At 71.6% G+C, this 19,486-nt stretch carries 21 protein-coding genes and 1 tRNA gene; 10 read left to right on the top strand and 12 right to left on the bottom strand.

Annotated features, from left to right (window positions below; genetic code table 11):
- Positions 1-43 precede the first annotated feature (43 nt).
- The 3 genes from RT2_RS12280 to RT2_RS12270 all read right to left on the bottom strand — a co-directional run bounded on the left by RT2_RS12280 (position 44) and on the right by RT2_RS12270 (position 2,821).
- Positions 44-1,708, bottom strand: coding sequence for an MDR family MFS transporter (locus RT2_RS12280; protein ID WP_072845076.1), 1,665 nt, complete (start codon positions 1,706-1,708; stop codon positions 44-46).
- A 143-nt stretch (positions 1,709-1,851) separates the two neighbouring features.
- Positions 1,852-2,316 (bottom strand): MarR family winged helix-turn-helix transcriptional regulator, encoded by a 465-nt coding sequence (locus tag RT2_RS12275; RefSeq protein WP_139191209.1) that lies wholly within the window; start codon positions 2,314-2,316, stop codon positions 1,852-1,854.
- 82 nt (positions 2,317-2,398) lie between these two features.
- Entirely contained in the window at positions 2,399-2,821 is a 423-nt protein-coding gene (locus tag RT2_RS12270; protein ID WP_072845074.1) for a MarR family winged helix-turn-helix transcriptional regulator, read from the bottom strand.
- 148 nt (positions 2,822-2,969) lie between these two features.
- On the opposite strand from RT2_RS12270, the gene RT2_RS12265 reads away from it, so the two are divergent.
- A complete protein-coding gene (locus tag RT2_RS12265; RefSeq protein ID WP_072845073.1) occupies positions 2,970-4,451 on the top strand; it encodes a carboxylesterase/lipase family protein in 1,482 nt (493 codons plus the stop codon).
- Between the two features lie 104 nt (positions 4,452-4,555).
- Here the strand turns inward: RT2_RS12265 and RT2_RS12260 are convergent, their stop codons facing one another.
- Positions 4,556-5,122, bottom strand: coding sequence for an NAD(P)H-dependent oxidoreductase (locus RT2_RS12260; protein ID WP_072845072.1), 567 nt, complete (start codon positions 5,120-5,122; stop codon positions 4,556-4,558).
- 120 nt (positions 5,123-5,242) lie between these two features.
- Between RT2_RS12260 and RT2_RS12255 the strand changes: the two genes are divergently transcribed.
- Together RT2_RS12255 and RT2_RS12250 are read left to right on the top strand one after the other, a co-directional pair.
- On the top strand, positions 5,243-5,833 hold the full coding sequence (locus RT2_RS12255; RefSeq protein ID WP_092776195.1) for a TetR/AcrR family transcriptional regulator: 591 nt from the start codon (positions 5,243-5,245) through the stop codon (positions 5,831-5,833).
- Between the two features lie 9 nt (positions 5,834-5,842).
- Complete coding sequence (locus RT2_RS12250) at positions 5,843-6,628, top strand: META domain-containing protein (protein WP_072845071.1); 786 nt, start codon at positions 5,843-5,845, stop codon at positions 6,626-6,628.
- 43 nt (positions 6,629-6,671) lie between these two features.
- On the opposite strand, the gene RT2_RS12245 is transcribed toward RT2_RS12250, so the two are convergent.
- Positions 6,672-7,226: a nucleosidase gene (locus tag RT2_RS12245; protein ID WP_072845070.1), complete on the bottom strand. Its 555-nt coding sequence runs from the start codon at positions 7,224-7,226 to the stop codon at positions 6,672-6,674.
- Between the two features lie 77 nt (positions 7,227-7,303).
- Here RT2_RS12245 and nadE point away from each other — a divergent pair, with 77 nt between their 5' ends.
- Positions 7,304-8,143: an NAD(+) synthase gene (gene nadE, locus RT2_RS12240; protein ID WP_072845069.1), complete on the top strand. Its 840-nt coding sequence runs from the start codon at positions 7,304-7,306 to the stop codon at positions 8,141-8,143.
- A gap of 3 nt (positions 8,144-8,146) precedes the next feature.
- Positions 8,147-8,920, top strand: a complete 774-nt coding sequence (locus RT2_RS12235; protein WP_072845068.1) for an SDR family oxidoreductase — start codon at positions 8,147-8,149, stop codon at positions 8,918-8,920.
- A 23-nt stretch (positions 8,921-8,943) separates the two neighbouring features.
- On the opposite strand, the gene RT2_RS12230 is transcribed toward RT2_RS12235, so the two are convergent.
- Positions 8,944-9,198, bottom strand: a complete 255-nt coding sequence (locus tag RT2_RS12230; RefSeq protein ID WP_072845067.1) for a MoaD/ThiS family protein — start codon at positions 9,196-9,198, stop codon at positions 8,944-8,946.
- Positions 9,191-10,264 (bottom strand): GTP 3',8-cyclase MoaA, encoded by a 1,074-nt coding sequence (gene moaA / locus RT2_RS12225; RefSeq protein WP_072845066.1) that lies wholly within the window; start codon positions 10,262-10,264, stop codon positions 9,191-9,193. The genes RT2_RS12230 and moaA overlap by 8 nt, the downstream gene beginning before the upstream one ends.
- Positions 10,265-10,365: 101 nt before the next feature.
- Here moaA and RT2_RS12220 point away from each other — a divergent pair, with 101 nt between their 5' ends.
- From RT2_RS12220 to RT2_RS12200, 5 genes are all read left to right on the top strand, one after another.
- Complete coding sequence (locus tag RT2_RS12220) at positions 10,366-11,562, top strand: molybdopterin molybdotransferase MoeA (RefSeq protein WP_072845065.1); 1,197 nt, start codon at positions 10,366-10,368, stop codon at positions 11,560-11,562.
- Positions 11,559-12,554, top strand: a complete 996-nt coding sequence (gene moaCB, locus RT2_RS12215) for a bifunctional molybdenum cofactor biosynthesis protein MoaC/MoaB (RefSeq protein WP_072845064.1) — start codon at positions 11,559-11,561, stop codon at positions 12,552-12,554. The genes RT2_RS12220 and moaCB overlap by 4 nt, the downstream gene beginning before the upstream one ends.
- The gene (locus RT2_RS12210; RefSeq protein ID WP_072845063.1) at positions 12,547-12,960 is read left to right on the top strand and encodes a molybdenum cofactor biosynthesis protein MoaE; all 414 of its coding nucleotides are present in this window, start codon (positions 12,547-12,549) and stop codon (positions 12,958-12,960) included. The genes moaCB and RT2_RS12210 overlap by 8 nt, the downstream gene beginning before the upstream one ends.
- A 211-nt stretch (positions 12,961-13,171) precedes the next feature.
- Complete coding sequence (locus tag RT2_RS12205) at positions 13,172-13,582, top strand: SDR family oxidoreductase (RefSeq protein WP_072845062.1); 411 nt, start codon at positions 13,172-13,174, stop codon at positions 13,580-13,582.
- A gap of 328 nt (positions 13,583-13,910) precedes the next feature.
- Complete coding sequence (locus tag RT2_RS12200; RefSeq protein ID WP_072845061.1) at positions 13,911-15,416, top strand: DEAD/DEAH box helicase; 1,506 nt, start codon at positions 13,911-13,913, stop codon at positions 15,414-15,416.
- Here RT2_RS12200 and RT2_RS12195 read toward each other — a convergent pair.
- From RT2_RS12195 to RT2_RS12175, 5 genes are all read right to left on the bottom strand, one after another.
- Positions 15,413-16,471, bottom strand: a complete 1,059-nt coding sequence (locus RT2_RS12195; protein WP_072845060.1) for a CobW family GTP-binding protein — start codon at positions 16,469-16,471, stop codon at positions 15,413-15,415. The two genes, RT2_RS12200 and RT2_RS12195, sit on opposite strands and share 4 nt — an antisense overlap.
- Before the next feature lie 65 nt (positions 16,472-16,536).
- A complete protein-coding gene (locus tag RT2_RS12190) occupies positions 16,537-17,691 on the bottom strand; it encodes an N-acetylmuramoyl-L-alanine amidase (protein ID WP_072845059.1) in 1,155 nt (384 codons plus the stop codon).
- Positions 17,692-17,919: 228 nt separating this feature from the next.
- Positions 17,920-17,992: transfer RNA gene (locus RT2_RS12185), tRNA-Ala, on the bottom strand.
- A gap of 177 nt (positions 17,993-18,169) precedes the next feature.
- On the bottom strand, positions 18,170-18,922 hold the full coding sequence (locus RT2_RS12180) for a DsbA family protein (protein WP_072845058.1): 753 nt from the start codon (positions 18,920-18,922) through the stop codon (positions 18,170-18,172).
- Positions 18,923-18,959: 37 nt separating this feature from the next.
- Positions 18,960-19,448, bottom strand: coding sequence for a MauE/DoxX family redox-associated membrane protein (locus RT2_RS12175; RefSeq protein WP_072845057.1), 489 nt, complete (start codon positions 19,446-19,448; stop codon positions 18,960-18,962).
- Positions 19,449-19,486: the final 38 nt, after the last annotated feature.

Here is a 19,486-nt window from a genome sequence, read left to right as displayed (position 1 = left end):
GTGGGATCACCACCTCCGGCGGGCGTTCGGTCTGCCGCGTTGCTCAGGCGTGGGCCGCGGGCCTGCCGCGACCGGCACCGTCCGTACCGCCGGCGAGCGCGGGCTCGACCTCGTCGATCTCCGCGACCAGTGCCGCGTCGACCGCCTGGCCGTCAGTCGTCTGGCCGTCTGCCTTGGCGACGTTCGCCGCCCGCTCCTGGTCGAGCTGTTCGAGTCCTGTGGTGGTCTTGAGCGCCACCTCCTTCATGAACGCGATCGCGACCAGCCCGAGCAGCGCCAGGACGCCGGAGACGAGGAACACCCGGGCGGTGGCGTCGCCGTAGGCCGCCCGGACGATGTCACCGACGGCGGCGGGCAGTTCCTTCAGGTTCGACAGCCCGGCACCCGACCCGGCCGACGGCCCGGGGTCGATTCCCGCGCCGACGAGACCCTGGGTGGTCAGCGTCGCCACGTGCGAGGACAGGACCGCGCCGAGCACCGAGACGCCGGCCGCGCCGCCGAGCGAGCGGAAGAACGTGATCGTGGCGGTGGCCGCGCCCAGGTCCGAGGGAGCGGCGTTGTTCTGCACCGGCAGCACCAGGTTCTGCATGGCCATGCCCATGCCGGCGCCGAGGACGAACAGGTAGACCCCGATCAGCGCCATGTCGGTGGTGTGGTCGGTGGTGGCGAGCAGGAGGAACCCGGCGGCCATGGCGGTGGCGCCGATCAGCAGGAAGCGCTTCCACTTGCCGTACTTGGTGATCAGCTGGCCGGAGACGGTCGAGGACAGCATCGACCCGAACACCATCGGCAGGGTGAGCAGGCCGGCGGCGGTCGGCGAGTAGCCGCGGGCGATCTGGAAGTACTGTCCGAGGAACACCGCGCCGCCGAACATGGCGACACCGACCGCGATGCTGGCGAGGGTGGCCAGCGTCATGGTGCGGTCACGGAAGAGACGCAGCGGCACCACCGGGTCGCTGGCCTTGGTCTCGGTGAAGATCGCCAGCGCGAGCAGGACGGCGCCCAGCGCGACGAGCCCGAACGACATCCCGGACGCCCAGTCGAAGTTCTTGCCCGCCAAGGTGACCCAGATCAGCAGGACGCTGACACCGCCGGCGATGAGGGTGGCGCCGAGGTAGTCCACCTTCACGTCGCGCTTGACGACGGGCAGGTTCAGGGTCCGCTGGATGACGACCAGCGCGACGATCGCCAGCGGGACGCCCACGTAGAACGTCCAGCGCCAGCCGAGCCAGCTGGTGTCGACGATGACGCCGCCGATCAGCGGGCCGGCGACCGTGGCGAGCGACATGACCGCCGCCAGGGGGCCCTGGTAGCGGCCGCGTTCCCGGGGGCTGAACATCGCGGCGATGACGATCATGACCAGCGCCTGCAGTCCGCCGAGGCCCAGTCCCTGGACCGCGCGGAAACCGATCAGCATCGGCACCGACGTCGCCAGGCCGGACAGCACCGAACCGAGGGTGAACACCAGCAGCGACAACTGCACCAGCATCTTCTTGCTGACCAGGTCGGCGAACTTACCCCAGATCGGGGTGGTCGCGGTGGAGGCCAGCAGGGTGGCCGTGACCACCCAGGTGTACTGGTCCTGGGTGCCGTGCAGGTCGGTGATGATGGTCGGCAGGGCGTTGGAGACGATCGTCGACGACAGCAGCGCGACGAACATGCCCATCATGAGGCCGATCAGGGCCTCGATGCGCTGACGATGGGTCATCCGGCCGTCACCGGACGACCCTTCTCTTACGGGCGGAGCGTCCTGGGACGCGGGGTTGCTCACGATGTGGCTCCTCGGGCTGTTGGGTGGTGCGGTGTGATGGGCAGAGTCAGGGACCGGCGAGGGTCAGGGACCGGCGAGGGTCAGCGACCGGCGGGGGTCACCGGGTGGTTGGCGCCCGCCTCGATGGCGGCACAGAATCGGTCCAGGCGGGCCGTCAGGTCACCGACCTCGTCCTCGGTCCAGTCCGCGAGCGCGGTGTGGACCCAGCGGGCCCGCATCTCGCGATGGCGGCGCAGCGCCTCGGCGCCGGCCTCCGTCAGCGACAGCAACGCGGCCCGGCCGTCGAGCGGATCCGGGTGTCGCTGGACGTATCCGAGCGCCTCGGCCTGCGCCACCTGGCGGCTGAGCGCCGACTGGGTCACCCACAGTTCCTCCGCGAGCGCACTGGGCCGGTGCCCCGCCGAGCACTCGATCCGCGTGAGCAGCGCACCCAGCGGCGGTGGGAGCGCCCCCGCGCTCTGCTGGCCGGCGGCCACCGCGCGGCTGCGCAGCACCACCCCCCGCAGGGCGTCGATCAGTTCTGACGCGGCTTCCGGGCTGATCATTCCCACTCCTTTTAGTTGATACTTGCAACCATAGCATCAGTTAGTTGCGTCCATCAACTATCAAGGTGACGAGGCGGTCGGACTACCCGAGGCGACGCAGCAGCGCGGTCAGCATCCGCACGTCCACCGGATCCCACTGGGACAGGTCCCGGCGCCACTGCGCGATCCCCTCCGCGCGCTGCTGACCCAGCCTGCTCCGCCCCTCCTCGGTGAGCTCGACAAGCTTCGCCCGCGCATCCTCGGGATCCGGGATCCGCCGCGCCAGCCCGAGTCGCGTCACCGCGTCGATCTGCCGGCTGAGCGTCGACTTCTCGACCCCGAGGTGGTCGATCAGCTCGGACATCGGCACCGCCTCGTCCCGTCGGGTCAGCAACATCAGCAGCGGGTAGCAGGACGGGTCCAGGCGGGGATGGATCCGGTGCGCGCGCTCGCGCATGCGAATGCCGCCCCGGCGCCACATGTCCACCAGTTCGACCTCGAGGTCGGTGATCGGATCCGAAGCCACGCGGGTATCCCTTCACGTCGATGTGCGCGACCATCAAATCAGTAGCCCACCGTCTCCGGGCACCGCGATGGCGATTTCCGCCCCGCGGCGCGTCGGCGCAGACACACCTTCAGTTCCCGAACGGTGGACCCGACCATCGGAGGCAGACGTGGAACCACTGGTCTCGATCGCCCAGGGAGCGATGCGGGGGGCGGCGCACGACGGGGTGCTCTCCTTCAAGGGGATCCCCTACGCGGCCGCGCCGGACGGCCGGCGCCGGTTCACGGCGCCGTCGCCCGCGCCGCACTGGGACTGGCTCCGCGACGCGACCGGCTACGGCCCGACCGCGCCCAAACCCCCGTACCCGGACCCGCTGGCGAAACTGTTGCCCGAACCCGTGATCGCCGGCGACGACTACCTCAACCTCAACGTCTGGACCCCGGATCTCGACGGCCGGCTGCCGGTGCTGGTCTGGCTGCACGGCGGCGCCTTCGTCCACGGCTCGGGCGCGGTCAGCCTGTACGACGGGACCGCGTTCGCGCGGGACGGGGTCGTCTGCGTCACGGTCAACTACCGGCTGGGAGCCGAGGGGTTCCTGCTGATCGACGACGCCCCGGCGAACCGTGGGGTGCTCGACCAGCTCGCGGCCCTGCGCTGGGTCCGCGAGAACATCGGCTGCTTCGGCGGCGATCCGGACCGGGTCACCGTCGCCGGCGAGTCGGCGGGCGCGATGAGCGTGACGACGCTGTTGTCCATGCCCGAGTCTGCGGGGCTGTTCGGACGGGCCGTGGCGCAGAGCGGCGCCGGCCATCACGTGATGGCCGCCGAGACCGCGCGCCGGGTGACCGCGGCGCTGGCCGAGCAGCTCTCGGTGCCGCCGACGGTCGAGGGGTTCGCCTCGGTCCCGGCCACCGACCTCACCGCGGCGCAGGCCGAGTTGTCCGCACGGATCGCCCGCGAACCGAACCCCGAGCTGTGGGGCGAGATCGCCGCCGACTCGATGGCGTTCGAGCCGTGCGTCGACGGCGAGGTCCTCACCGCCCGCCCGGTCGACGCACTCGCCGCGGGCGCCGGCGCCGACGTGGACCTGTTGATCGGCACCAACGCCGACGAGTTCACCCTGTTCCTGACGCCGACCGGGATCGCCGACGCGGTCGGCGAGGACGCGCTGGCCCTGACCGCCACCGCACTCGGCCTCGACGCGGCGACCGCGCTGCCGGCCTACCACCGGGCCCGCCCGGGCTCGACCCCCGGCGACGTGCTGGCCGCGGTGTTGCGCGACCGCACCTTCACGATCCCCGCGATCCGGGCCGCCGAGGCCCGGGCCGATCACGCCGCCGACACCTTCGTCTACGAGTTTGCCTGGCCGTCACCACAATTCGACGGCCGCCTGGGTGCCACCCACGGCCTGGAGATCAGCTTCGTGTTCGACACCCTGCACGACGCCGCGGGCAGACCGCTGGCGGGGGCCCAGCCGCCACAGGAGTTGGCCGACGAGATGCACCGCGCCTGGGTGTCGTTCGTGGACAAGGGCAACCCGGGCTGGCCCGCCTACGGCAGCGACCGCACGGTCCGGCGGTTCGGCGCCGACGATCCCTTGGTCACCGACCCGAACCCCACCCTGCGGGCGCTGTGGGACGGCGTGCGGTGACGTGGCGACGATGCCCCCCCCCGGACACAGTGAGGCCCCGGCCGGATGCTGGATGCATCCGGCCGGGGCCTCACGTGTCGGTACGGGACCGAGTAGTCAGTTGACTAGGCGTCGACGAGGTCCTTCGCGGCCGCGACGAGCTCGGCGACCGCCTTCGTGACCTCGGCCACGATCTCCGCATTCTCGCTGGGGTGGCCGGCACCGAACTTCTCATGGGTGGCGCCGATGGACAGGGTGACGTCCTCGACGACCTTGCCGCCCGCGATGCCCACGGCCTTGCGGGCCTCGGCATGCGCCCACTGCGCACCGTTCGGGCTCGGCGAGGCGCTGATCACGGCGACCGGCTTGCCGGAGACCGCGCCGGCGCCGTAGGGCCGCGAGATCCAGTCGATCGCGTTCTTGAGCACGGCGGGCATGGTGCCGTTGTACTCGGGGGTGACCAGCAGCAGCGCGTCGGCCGCGGCCGCGGCGGCGCGCAGCTCGTCGGCGCCCGGGATGGTCGCGCCGGGGACGTCGACGTCCTCGTTGTAGAAGGGGACCACGGCCAGGCCGTCGAACACCGTCAGTTCGGCACCCTCGGGAGCGTGGGCGACCGCAGTCTCGGCGAGCTGCCGATTGACGGAGCCGGCGCGCAGGCTGCCGACGAGGACGAGAACACGGGTGTCAGTCATGTAGAGATTCCTTCGGGGTCCGGGGGCGATGCAGTTGAAGATGCAACAGCATAAACGGACTGCGGTCCACTTGTGTTCCCGGGCGGCTACGATCGCGGCGTGCAGAACACCCCGATCCCGATGGCCGACGGCCCCGACGCCGAACGCTGCGACGCCGTCCGCAACCGCGCATTGCTACTGGAAGCGGCCACCGCGCTGGTCTCCGAGCGCGGCGCCGACGCGGTCACCATGGATGCGGTCGCGGAGCGCGCCGGTGTGGGCAAGGGCACAGTGTTCCGACGGTTCGGCAGCCGATCCGGGCTGATGCAATCCCTGCTCGACCACAGCGAGCACGAACTGCAGGGCGCGTTTCTCACCGGTCCGCCGCCGCTGGGACCGGGCGCCGACGCCGTGGCCCGACTGATCGCCTTCGGCCGCGCCCGACTGGCCATCGTGGAACTGCAGGGCGACACCCTGCGCGCGGTCGAGGTCTCCCCCGAACTCCGGTTCGGCGGCCCCGCCCGGCAGGTCAGCCTCACCCATGTGGTCGCGTTGCTGCGCCAGACCGGGGCCGCAGGCGACCTCGAACTCCTCGCCCAGGCACTGCTCGCCACCCTGGAGGCAGGCCTCGTCCTCTACCAGATCCGCGAGCTGCACATGCCCGTCGACCGGATCGCCGACGGCTGGGAGACCCTGGTGCGCCTCGTCACCGGAACCCCAAGTGCTGGCTAGGCTCCGGATATGCACATCAGTCGCGCCGCCGGACTTGCCCTCTTCACCGCGCTCACCCTGACGGCCTGCTCGAACTCCGCGGTCGCCAGCGACGGACCGCCGAACGCCGAGCTGCTGGGACGCACGTTCGTCTCCACCGACGTCGAGGGCACCACGATCCCGGGCGGCGGGCCGCTGACCGTCGCCTTCCCCGAGCCCGACCGGATCGCCATGCACGCGGGCTGCAATCGCGCGACGGGCAGCGCCGACCTCTCCGGCGGCACCATCGACACCGGACCGCTGGCGATGACGATGATGGCCTGCGTCGGCGACGCCGCCCTGTCCGACCAGTGGATGACCGGGTTCTTCGAGGAGAACCCGCGCTGGAGCCTCGACGGCAACACCCTCGCCCTGCGCACCGACAACGCCACCGTCACCCTGCTCGACAAGAAGGTCGCGCAGCCGGACCGCCCGCTGACCGACACCGTCTGGATCGTCGACACGCTGATCACCCCGACCGCCATCACCACCTCACGCGCGCTCGAGACCGCACAGCCGTCGCTGCAGATCGCCGCCGACGGCGCCGTCACCGGCTTCACCGGCTGCAACCGGATGTTCGGCACCGCACAGGTCGCCGGCGAGAAGGTGACCTTCGGCCCCCTCGGCGTCACCCGGATGGCGTGCACGCCGGAGACCGCCGAGATCGAGCAGGCCGTGCTGACCGCGTTGTCCGGCGAGACCACCGCGACGATCGACGCCGACCGGCTGCGCATCATGAACGCCGAGGGTCACGGCCTGGGCCTGCACGCCCAGTAGCGCGACTCCCCCTGTCCCGGCCCTGGAGGGGCGAGCCCCTGCCCTAGAGGTTCTGGGTGAGCCAGTGCGCGAGGACCCGCGCACTGGCGTCGACCTGGGCGGGCCAGTCCATCGCGGAGTCGTCGGCCCGGTCGCTGACGTGCTTGACCAGCCGGCAGCGCGCACCCATCCGCGCGCACGCCGAGGCCACCGCGAACCCCTCCATGTCGACCAGGTCCGCCCGCACTGCGAGCGCGTCCCGCACCGCCGCGTCGGAGACGAACGCGTCGCCGGTCGCGAGCACGGTCCCGTCGCCGTCGTCGAGACCGATCCGGTCCAGCACCGGGTGCCCGAGCGACCGCAGCACCTCCGCGCTGATGTCGTGGTTGAGCGCCGCGGACGGCAGGAACAGCCCGGCGTGCCGGTCGTGCAGCGCACCCGCCGTGCCGATGTTGACCACCAACGGCATCGCGCCGGGGCGGTGGCGGGCCAGCGCCTCGGTGACCGCGACGGCGGCGTTCACCTTGCCGATCCCGGTGACCAGCACCTCGAAGCGGTCGGGGACATGGGAGGCCTCCCCGGCGGTGGCGGAGACGACGAGAATCGGCGCGGTGGTCACGACGGGCACTCTATCGACCCACCCGCCCGCCGCCGACGCCGCTGCGGGCCCGGGCCACCCTCGATAGAGTGGCCCGCATGGACAACCTCCGCGCCCAGATTCAGAAGGAACTCGGCGTGCAGCCGACCATCGACCCCGCCGACGAGGTCCGCGCCCGCGTCGACTTCCTCAAGTCCTACCTGTTGTCCACGCCCGCAAAGGGATTCGTGCTGGGCATCAGCGGCGGGCAGGACAGCACGCTGGCCGGCCGACTCGCGCAGCTCGCCACGACGGAACTGCGGGCGGAGGGCCACCCCGCGGAGTTCGTCGCGGTCCGGCTGCCCTACGGCGTCCAGGCCGACGAGCATGACGCCCAGATCGCGCTGAAGTTCATCGCGCCGGACCGGTCGGTGACGGTGAACGTGAAGCCGAGCGTGGACGCGGTCGCCGCCGAGAGCGCGGCGGGTCTGGCCGCGATCGTCGGCGACGGCGGCGAACTGCGCGACTTCGTGCGGGGCAACATCAAGGCGCGCGAGCGGATGGTCGTCCAGTACGCCGTCGCGGGCCAGCTCGGCTACCTGGTGATCGGCACCGACCACGCCGCCGAGGCGGTCACCGGCTTCTTCACCAAGTTCGGCGACGGCGGAGTGGACCTGACCCCGCTCACCGGCCTCACCAAGCGGCAGGGCGCGGCCCTGCTCGCGCACCTCGGCGCCCCCGGGAGCACCTGGAGCAAGGTCCCCACCGCCGACCTCGAGGACGACCGGCCCGCACTGCCCGACGAGGAGGCACTCGGGGTCCGCTACAGCGAGATCGACGACTACCTCGAGGGCCGCGACGTGAGTGCGACGGTCTCCGAGCGGCTCGAGAGCCTGTACCTGGCGACCCGGCACAAGCGCACCGTCCCGGTCACCCCGCTCGACACCTGGTGGCTGTGACCGGTGACCACGGCACTGGTCGTCGGCGGCACCGGCACCGCGGGTAGCGCGGCGGCCCGGGCGCTGCGCTCGCGCGGCTACCTGGTCCGGGTCCTCAGCAGGCACGCGCCCACGGACCCGGCCGCGGCGGTCGGGCACGTGCGCGGCGACCTGCGCACCGGCGAGGGACTGCCCGAGGCCCTGGCCGGGGTCGAGGTGCTGGTCAGCGCCGCCGACGGCCGCTCGCGCAAGGCCCGGCCGGTCTTCACCGACGGCGCCCGGAACCTGGTGCGGGCGGCCGAGGCCGCGGGGGTCCGCCGAGCCGTGCTGCTGTCCATCGTCGGCGTCGACCGTCCGGCGTTCGCCTACTACCAGGCGTTGACCGAGCAGGAACGGATCTACTCGGCGTCGGCGCTGGACGTGCGGGTGGTGCGGTCCACCCAGTTCCACTCGTTCCTGTCGATGATCTTCCGGCCGGCCGCGCGGGGCGGGCTGGTACCCGCGTTCACCGACGTCTCGTTCCAGCCGATCGCCCCGGCCGACGTGGGCCGAGCGCTCGCCGACGCGGCGCTGTCCGAGGCGCCCGGCCCGGACGGCCCGATCGAGGTCGGCGGACCCGAGGTGCTGACCATGCGTGAGCTCGCCGCCACCTGGAAGCGGGTCACCGGCAGCCGGGCCCGGGTGGTCGACGTCCCGCTTCCCGGCGAGTTCGGCCGTTTCCTGCGCGAGGGCGGCAACCTTACCCCCGAGAACCGCTACGGGAGAACCACTTTCGCGCAGTGGCTGGCGGCCGGCTAGCGCACCGCACCCGGCGGGACCGCTCAGCCACCGGCGAACGGTGGCAGCACGTCCACCCGGCCCGCCACCGGCACGGCCGGATCGCGGGTCAGCTCGTCGTCCTGCAGGAAGGCCGCGACCGCGAGCACCCGCTCCATCCGCGCGCCGTGCCGCGCGGCCAGTGCGGTCCGGAGGTCGCCGAGGCTCGCACCGGCGCCCAGCGGGAGGGTCTCCTCGGTGCACCCGGCGGCCTCCGCCGCCGCCGCGAAGTACCGCACCGTCACCGAACCGTCAGCCACCGATGGCCCCCATGCTCCGTCGCGGCGGCTCGAAACCCGCCGAATCCATGCCGTGACCGGCCCACTTGTCCCACATCGCGGCGCGCCACTGCGCGGCCAGCTCCGCGTCGGTGGCGCCGGACCGCAGCCCGGCTCGCAGGTCCACCTCGTCGTCGCTGAACAGGCACGAGCGCACCGTGCCCTCGGCGGTGAGCCGGGTCCGGTCGCAGGCGTCGCAGAAGTTCCGCGTCACCGACGCGATGATGCCGACGGTCGCCGGCCCGCCGTCGACCAGCCACTCCTCGGCGGGCGACGCCGGGTCCTCGCGCTCGACCGGGTGCAGAGTGAACCGCCCCCCGAGCACGTCGAGCAGCCGGGCCGCGTCGACGATCGAGTCGCGGTCCCAGGCGTGGTCCGCATCCAGCGCCATCTCCTCGATGAACCGCAGCCGGCAGCCCTCGTCGAGGCACCACTGGAGCAGATCCGCTGCGCCGGCAAGGGTCTCCGGCATCAGCACCGCGTTCACCTTGAGCGGCGTCAGCCCCACCCGGGCGGCCGCCCGGATACCCGCCAGCACCGCGGGCAACCGGTCCCGGCGGGTGAGCTCGGCGAAGTGGGCGCGGTCCACCGAGTCGAGCGAGACGTTGACCCGGCTCAGGCCCGCCGCGACCAGTCCCCGCGCCCGGTGCTCGAGCCCGACGGCGTTGGTGGTCATGGTCAGCGGCACCCCTGGCACCGCCGCGGCGCAGCCCGCGACGATCTCCTCGAGGTCGTGGCGCATCAGGGGTTCGCCACCGGTGAAGCGGACCTCCCGCACCCCGAGGTCCGTCACCGCGATCCGTACCAGTCGCACGATCTCCGCGACGCTCAGCAGCCGCTCGCGCGGAATCTGCGGCAGCCCCTCGGCGGGCATGCAGTAAGTGCAGCGCAGCGAACACTTTTCGGTGATCGAGACCCGCAGGTCGCGGGCGACCCGGCCGAACCGGTCCACCAGCTCCGGGACCTCGGGGCGGTCGGCCGCCGACATGCCCGCGCGCGGACGCACACGGGGCAGCCCCATCTGCACCGGTCGCTGCGTCGTCGTCATCGGGTCACCGCCTTCTCCTGCGGTCCAGTATGCCGCCCGGACGCGGTACCCGACCGACCGGCGGCCTGCCTAGGATGTGATCTCATGCCTGAGGGATCGCGATGACCAGCAGATCTGTCGAAGACCACGCACGCGCGGTGGCGCGCCTGCTCGGCCCGGCCCTGACGCCGCACACCGAGTCCGTCGCGGTGGCTGCGGCGCTGGGTCGCGTGCTCGATGCCGACGTGCACTCCCCCCTCGACCTGCCGCCGTTCCGCAACTCGCAGATGGACGGTTTCGCGGTCGCGGCCGACTCGGTCCGCGCCGTGCCCGTCACGCTGCCCGTCTCCGCGACCGTCGCGGCGGGGTCGGCCGGACCCGCCCGGCTCGTGCCCGGCAGCGCGGTCCGGATCATGACCGGGGCGCCGCTCCCCGACGGCGCGGACGCGGTGGTGCCGGTCGAGGACACCGAACCCACCGCCGGGGCGACGACGGACACGGTCACCGTCCACCGGGGGCGAGCGTCCGGCGAGTTCGTCCGCGACCGCGGCGGCGACGTCCACGCCGGGGAGCTGCTGCTGGGCGCGGGCGCGGTCCTCACCGCACGGCACCTGGCGATGTTCGCGGCGGTCGGTGCGGCCGAGCTGCCGGTCCGGCGCCGGCCCCGGGTCGCGGTGCTCACCACCGGCAGCGAACTGGTCGCCGCGGGAAACCCGTTGCGGCCCGGTCAGATCTACGAGTCCAACGGCATCGCCCTGGCCGCGAGCCTGACGACGAACTCCGCGGACGTGGTCTTCGCCGAGAGCAGCACGGACGACCCGGACCAATTCCGCGACCTCCTCCGGCGGGCCACCGAGTCCGCCGACCTGGTGCTCACCTCCGGTGGGGTGTCGATGGGCGAGTTCGAGGTGGTGCGTGAGGTGCTCACCCCGCTCGGTGGCTGGTTCGGGCACGTCGCGATGCAGCCGGGCGGACCGCAGGGCCTGACCGTGGTCGACGGCGTCCCGGTGCTGAGCTTCCCGGGCAACCCGGTGAGCACGCTGGTCTCCTTCGAGGTGTTCGCACGCCCGCTGCTGCTGCGGGCCGCCGGACTGGCCCCCGTGCACGCCGGCGCCCGCGCCCTCGCCGGCCCCCTGACCTCACCTGCGGGCCGACGCCAGTTCCTGCGCGGGCGCCTCGTCGACGAGGGTGTGAGACTGGAGTCGGGACCGGGTTCGCATCTGGTCGCGGCGCTGGCCAGGGCGGATGTCCTGATCGACGTGCCGGCGGACGTCACGACAATGGAAGCGGGAGAGAACGTGCAGGTGTGGCCGCTATGAGTGAGCTGACCCATCTCGACGACGAGGGCCGGGCCCGGATGGTCGACGTGAGCGCCAAGGCCAGCACCGCGCGCGTCGCGGTGGCCGCGGGCGAACTGCAGACAACCGCCGAGGTCGTCGCGCTGGTGCGTGCCGATGGCATGCCGAAGGCCGACGTCCTGGCCACCGCGCGAATCGCGGGCATCGCCGGGGCCAAGAAGACCTCCGAACTGATCCCGCTGTGCCATCAGCTCGCGCTGTCGTCGGTGAAGGTGGAGTTCGCGTTCACCGACACCACCATCACCATCGAGGCGACCGCGAAGACCTCCGGCCAGACCGGGGTGGAGATGGAGGCGCTGACCGCGGTGGCCGTCGCCGGGCTGACGCTGCACGACATGGTCAAGGCCCTCGACCCGGCCGCGACGCTGAACGCGGTGCGACTGCTCACCAAGGACGGCGGCAAGCGAGGCCACTGGGTGCGCGATGCTGCGACCACGGCCCCGGACCCCGGGCCCGCCCCGGCCGGGGACCTCCCGGTCCGGTCGGCGGTCGTGCTGGTGGCGTCCACCGGCGGCGCGAGCGGTACCCGAACCGACACCACCGGACCCGAGCTAGTGAGTTGGCTTGCCGAGCAGGGGTTCTCGGTGCGCGGTCCGCTGGTCTACCCGGACGCGGACATCGCGGCGGGGCTGGCCGATGCGCTCAGCGACGCGCCCGTGCTGGTGCTGAGCACCGGCGGTACCGGCGCCTCCCCCACCGACCGGACTCCCGAGGCCACCCGGGCGGTTCTGGACCGCGAGCTCCCGGGCCTGGCGGAGGCCATGCGCCGCAAGGGATCCGAGAAGACTGCGCACGCCTCGTTGAGCCGGGGACTGGCCGGGCTGGCCGGACGCACCGTGGTGGTGAACCTGCCCGGGTCGCCGGGCGGTGTGCGCGACGGGATCTCGGTGCTCGAACCAGTCCTCGACCACCTGCTGGCACAGGTCGCGGGCGGCGGGTCTCACGATGGGTGAGCTGCTGGCCGCGATCTCGCCGGACCCGCTCGACCCGGCCGCGGTGGACGCCGCGGTCGCCGGTCCTGAACACGGCGCCGTGGTGCTCTTCAGCGGTGTGGTCCGCAACCACGATGGCGGACAGCCGGTTTCCGCACTCGAGTACCAGGCACATCCGGATGCGCAGCGATTCCTGCGGACCTGCTGCGAGCAGGTCTCGGCCGAGACCGGCCTGCCGGTTGCGGCGGTGCACCGGGTGGGCCCGCTGGTCGTCGGGGACCTGGCGCTGGTCGCCGCGGCCGCCGCCCCGCACCGGGCCGAGGCCTTCGCCGCGTGCTCGTTGCTGGTGGAGCGGATCAAGACCGAGGTACCGATCTGGAAGCGTCAGCACTTCGCCGACGGGGTCACCGAGTGGGTGGGCCTGTAGTTCGACGCGCGACTGCCCCCGTCATGCTCTCGCGGCAGGAGAACTCTCGCGCGAGACCCGATAGAATCGCAGTCGTCAGTGCGCCGAGCCGTGGCGGCCGAGCACGGGCTCACGCCACGCTCTCACCAGCATTGACACCGGGGGTGATGCATCTGATGCAACCGGGCTCGCCGAACACATGCACATTCACGGGGCCGTGATTCGCGGGCCAGTGGGCGGAGTCTTGCCGCTGATCTGGTCCTGCCCGCTGATCGAGTCCTTCCCGCTGATCAAGTCTCGCGTGAGAATGAAGTCGACGCGACCGAATTCGGCCACGCCCAAGTCGATCACAGCCGCCGTCGTGGGCCTGATGCGGTACTACGCAATTACCTTGGCGGAGAAGAACATCCGGGTCAACACCGTGCACCCGGCCGGGGTCGCCACTCCGATGACCCTCAACCCGCAGTTCGGACAGTTCTTCGACGAGCACCCGGAAGATCTTGCAGGACTGCAGAACCCGTTGCCGGTCCCGCTTCTCGAGCCGGTCGACATCAGCGAGGCATTGATCTGTCTCTGCGGCCGCACCGGCCGCTACATCACCGGTGTCACCCTGCCGGTCGACGCCGGGTACACCCTCGAGTAGCGCTCACCGCGACGGGCGCCCCAGGGGCCGGCGTCACCGGCGGCCGCAACGCTCGACATACGACGGTGCGCCGAACACTGAGCCGGGTGTGACGCAGTCGACGGCGGGATTGCCCACACCGTCGGCTAAGGTGGGTGTCACTTGGCGCGGGTTTTCGGCGCCAGCCGTCGTGGAACGGTTTTCACGTGCACAGCACGAACTCTTCTTACGGCGATCGATTTTGCCCACCGGCAATCTCGCCATTCTTGTGCTGACATAGCGCGTGGCTCCTCGGGGCCGACCGTGCGATGCCCGGCGCGACCCGATGCCCCGAAAGGCCTCGACCCACATGACGAAAACCTTTGCCGACCTCGGCGTACGCGATCCCCTCGTGAAGGCGCTTGCCGCCAACGGAATCACCTCGCCGTTCCCGATCCAGGTCGACACCCTTCCCGACACGCTCGCCGGCCGCGACGTGCTCGGCCGCGGAAAGACGGGCAGCGGAAAGACGCTGGCCTTCTCCATCCCCATGGTCGCCCGGCTCGCCGGCGACCTCGCGGGCGGCAAGCGCCGCCCGGGCCACCCGGTCGGCCTGATCCTGGCCCCGACCCGCGAGCTGGCCACCCAGATCAGTGCCGCGCTCGAGCCCCTGGCCGGTGCGTACAACCTCAAGGTCACCACCATCTTCGGCGGCGTCTCGCAGCACCGTCAGGTGCAGGCGCTCAAGGCCGGTGTCGACATCGTCGTCGCCTGCCCGGGCCGCCTCGAGGACCTGATGAAGCAGAAGTTCGTCTCCCTCGACGCCGTGGAGATCACCGTCCTCGACGAGGCCGACCACATGGCCGACCTCGGCTTCCTGCCGGTCGTCACCCGGATCCTGTCCGCGACCCCGCAGAACGGACAGCGGCTGCTGTTCTCGGCGACCCTGGACAACGGCGTCGACAAGCTGGTCAAGCGCTTCCTGCACAACGAGGTGCTGCACTCGGTCGACGAGGCCAACTCGCCGGTCGCCGCGATGACCCACCACGTCTTCGACGTCGCGGGCGTCGAGGCCAAGAAGGTGCTGGTGCAGAAGCTGGCGTCGGGCACCGGTCGCCGCATCCTGTTCATGCGCACCAAGCACCAGGCGCGCAAGCTCGCGCGTCAGCTCACCGAGGCCGGCATCCCGTCGGTGGACCTGCACGGCAACCTGTCGCAGGCCGCCCGTGACCGCAACCTGGCCGCGTTCTCGGCCGGCGAGGCCCGGGTGCTGGTGGCCACCGACGTCGCCGCCCGCGGCGTGCACGTCGACGACGTGGAACTGGTCGTGCATGTGGACCCGCCGGCCGAGCACAAGGCGTACCTGCACCGCTCGGGTCGTACGGCCCGCGCCGGCAGCGCCGGTGACGTGGTCACCGTCGTGCTGCCCGAGCAGCGCAAGGACCTGGCCATCCTGATGCGCAAGGCCGCCATCAAGGTGACCCCGCAGCAGGTGACGGCCGATTCCGACCCGGTCAACGCGCTGGTCGGCGAGATCGCGCCGCACGTGGTCCCCGTCCCCAAGGCGGCGCCGCAGCCGGCAGGCAACGGCGGCGGTGCCCGCCGTGGTGGCGGCGGTGGCGGCCAGCGCCGCAGCGGCGGCAGCGGCCAGGCCGGCGGCGGACGCGGCGGTCAGGGCGGCGGACGCGGCGGTGCACAGGGCGGCGGACGCGGTGGCAGCCAGGGCGCCGCTGCCGGCGGCGGTCGAAGCTCCGGCGGCCGCGGACGTGGCCAGGGCTCCGGCCAGCCCACGGTGATGTACAGCAGCGAGTCCCCGCGGTCAGGTGGCTCGCAGGGCAGCGGCAACGGCCAGCGCCGTCGCGCCACCCGCCCCTAGTTCGACACCACGTAGCGGTGCACGCCAGTCATGGCCTCTGCACCGCTTTCGTGTTCCTGCACCGCGGTGCACTCCTCCAGCCGGTGTGCGACGGCGTCGGGGTCGATGCCCCACCCGATCAACACCAGCGTCGTCGTGCGCGGCTCCCCGCGTGCCCAGCCGGTCCGTTCGAACCTGATGTGCGGGCCGACGGCCTGCAGCAGGTACTTCTGCCGGTGCCCCGCGACCGCGAAGTGGACGAAACCCTTGACCCGGTACAGGCCCGGCGGACGGTTCTCCAGGAACGCGATCAGCGCCCGCGGGTCCATCGGCCGCTCGCCGACGAAGCTGACGCTGTCGTAGCCGTCGTGCAGGTGTGAGTGGTCACCGCAGGCGGCGTCCCCGCAGGCATGGTCGTGGCCGTCTGTCTCCGTGAGCAACTCGTCGAGGCTCAGCTGCCGCGGGCCGTCGTCGGCCCGGGCCGCCTCGTCGAAGAGCAGTCGCGGGTCCACCCGGCCGTGCTCGGTGCACAGCACGGGCGCGCGGTCGTTCAGCTCGGCCACCACGGCGACCGCGCGGTCGCGCTCGGCCTCGGCGATCCGGTCGATCTTGTTCAGCACCACCAGGTCCGCCATCCGCACGTGCAGATCGAGCTCCGGGTGCCGGGCGCGGCTGTCCTCGAACTCGGCGGCGTCGACGGTCACCACCAGTCCCCCGTAGCCGATGTGGGGGTTCTCGCTGCCCAGGACCAGCCGGACCATGTTGCGGGGTTCGGCCAGCCCGCTGGCCTCCACGACGATCACGTCGATGTCCGAGCGCGGATGCGCCAGCCGGTCCAGCATCTCGTCCATCTCGCTGACGTCCACGGCGCAGCACAGGCACCCGTTGCTCAGCGAGACCATGGAGTCGACCTGGCCCGCCACCATCATCGAGTCGATGTTCACCGAGCCGAAGTCGTTGACCACCACGCCTATTCGCACGCCGCGGTTGTTGCGCAGCAGGTGGTTGAGCAGGGTGGTCTTGCCGGAGCCGAGGAAGCCGGCGACGAGGATGACCGGTATGAGCCGCTTCGCCACTCGCCGTCCCTCCATTCGATTGCCGCACCCATCCTAGGGTGGGTGCGGCAGCCGAAGGCGAAGGGTCAGCCCTGCGCGGCCCCGCCGTTGAGGATCCCCAGCAGCTTGCCGATCAGATCGGCGAACAGGCCCAGGTTCTCGGCGGTGGCGAAGTCCTGCAGTCCGTCCAGCCCGACCGCGTCGAGCAGGGTGCGGATGGTGGCCAGTCCGCCGAGCAGCTCGTCGGCCGGGGAGGCGTCGGGCACAGCTGCCTTGGGGGTCGTGAACTTCGGTGTCGTGGCCTTCGGTGTCGTGGCCTTGGGCGCGGCCGTCTTCGGTGTCGTGGTCGAAGGCGCAGTGGTCGCGGGCTCGGCCGTCGACGGCGCAGTGGCGGCCGGCGCGGCGGTCGTGGTCGGGGCCGCAGCGGTGGTCGAGGGGTCCGCCTCGGCGGCGGCCACCGGGGTGCCCATCAGGTAGTTCACCGCGCCGGTGATGATCGCGATGGCGTGCTTGAGCTGGCCGTCCTGGGTGTCCAGCACCGCGGCGTCGTCGGGGTTGGAGCCGTTGCCCATCTCCACGAACACCAGCGGGACGGTGGTCAGGGCGGGCCCGGCGATGTCGCTGCGGCTCTGCAGCCCGTCGACGACGCCGGCGTAGTTCGCCGGGGTGAAGCCGTTCTTGACGTAGGCGTCGCGCATCAACTTGGACGCCTGCAGGCCAGACGTCGACTGCACGGCGTCGACCTTCTGGTCCGGCACCGGAAGCGTCGGCACGATCATGTGGAAGCCGTGGTCCCCGGCGTCGGCACCGGCCGCGGTCGAGTCCGCGTGCACACTGAGCGCGAGGTCCGCGGCGGACGCGTTCGCCGCCCTGGCCCGCTCGTCGACGCAGCCGCCCCAGCCGGTGTCGTCGGCGCGGCTGAGTACCACCTTGGCCCCGAGCGTCTCGAGGCTCGTCTTCACCAACTGGGAGACGTTCCAGGTGATGGTGTGCTCGGGCACGCCGCCGAGGCTCGTCATGCCGGTGGTCTGGCAGTCCTTGGTGCCACCGCGGCCGTCGTCTACCTGCTTGGCCAGGTTCTCGCTGTGTCCGGTGCCCTGGTGGCCTGGGTCGAGGAACACCGCCTTGCCGGTCAGCGGGGTGGGCTGGTCCGCCTCGGGCGCGGCCACGGCCACGGCGGGCACCAGCATCGCGGTGAGTGCGGTCGCGGCCAGCGCGGCGGTCAGGGTCGACTTCTTCATCGGCTGGTAGTCCTCACAACATCAGTAACACCGGTCACATGTGCACCGAGTGAAACAGTGTTTGCGCCCACCCGCGGGTATCGAACTCGCTTCGGCATCGAACCGTTGGGATTCCGTGACCTTCCCCACACGGCGGGCGGGCACCCACCCGAACGAACCTTCAGACACCTGAACGAACCCCGGACAGCAGAAAACCCCCCGCCTGAGGCGAGGGGTTTTCTGTTCGGGTGGAGCTAAGGGGACTCGAACCCCTGACCCCCACACTGCCAGTGTGGTGCGCTACCAGCTGCGCCATAGCCCCGTGTTCAGTTGTGCTCCGCAGCAGGGCTTGTCTTGCTCCCTGCTTGCCTGGACGAAGTTACACCATCGCCGCCGCAGGCAACAAATTGGCTGGTCACGGCCCTGGTTGCCACATCGGCCCCACCGACACGAACGGGCACCACGGCGGACCTGCCGCCGGGTGCCCGTCCGTCGAACGTCAGTTGAACTGGGACACCCAGTCGGGATCGCCGAGCGCGTCGATCAACGTGCCGTCGTGGACCACCGTCGGCGTGCCACGGGCGCCGCTGGCCGCCAGCGCCTCGCTGCCCTTCTGCGCCGCCGCGGACGCGGCCTCGACCTGGGTGCCGTCGGAGATGCAGGCGACGGTCGCGTCGTCGGCGCCCGCGTCCTTCGCGATCTGCGCCAGGTCCGCGTTGGAGTGATCGGACTTGCCGTTCTCCGGCGGCAGGTTCGCCGGGGTGAACAGGGCACCGTGGAACGCCGAGAACGCGACCGCGTCACCCGACTTCGCCACGCACATCAACGCGCCGGCCGCGCGGGTGGAGTAGTCGCCGCTGGCCGAGAGCCGGTTGAGGAAGTCGAGGGTGTGGTACCGGACCGCGAGCGTGCCCTCGTCCACCTTCTGCGCGACCTCCTGGCCGTTGGTGTTCTCGAGCTGCGCGCAGTAGGGGCACAACGGGTCCTCGAAGACGTCGATCGTGTTCTTCGCGTCCGGAAGGCCGAGCAGGACCGCGCCGTCGTCGGCGACCGAAACCTGCACCGCGGTGTTCGACACCCCGCCGTAGCCCTCGTTGCGAGGCTTGCTGCGGCTGCTCGTCCACAGCACGCCGCCGATGACGAGCGCCGCGATCACCAGGATCGCGAGCCCGCCGAGGATGTACGTCGACCGACTCGAGGAAGCCTGCGGCGTGTACTTGCCGGGCTTGGGCTTGGGCTTGTTCGAGCTCACTGATCAGTCCTTCGCATCCGAATTGCAAATAGTGGCTTTACTCTGTCACCTCAGGCTGAGCCGCCCCTGAGAGCACCGGCCGCGACCGCGGACCGAGCGAGAAGGGACTGCGCGGGAACACGATCAGCCATCCGGCGAGCGCGAGAAAGCCGACGTCGCGGGCGATCTCACGGGCGTAGTCCCAGCCGTCGACGTCCGCGGCGCCCCCGCCGCCGAAGCACCCGCAGTCGATGGACAGCCCGCGGGCCCACACCGAGACGATGACGGCGATCAGCACCACCAGCACCGCCGCGGACGCGATCGCCGCCACCCGCACCCCGAGTCCGATCAGCAGCAGCAGCCCCAACGCGATCTCCAGCATGGGCAGGGTGTTCGCCACCGGCCGCACCAGCGACTCGGGCAGCAGTTGGTACGCCCGCACCGCGACCTCCGTCTGCGTCGGGTCCACGAACTTGACTGCGCCCGAGATCAGCCAGACCGCGGCGAGGCCGAGTCGGGCGAGGAGGCTGACGATACGAATCCACACGCGCCCCACGCTACCCACCGCCGGGGACGCGGCCCGCG

It is taken from the genome of Rhodococcus tukisamuensis NBRC 100609 (assembly GCF_001894985.1).
Taxonomy (GTDB): Bacteria; Actinomycetota; Actinomycetes; order Mycobacteriales; family Mycobacteriaceae; genus Rhodococcus_G; species Rhodococcus_G tukisamuensis.
This window is presented reverse-complemented; position numbering and strand designations above follow the sequence as displayed.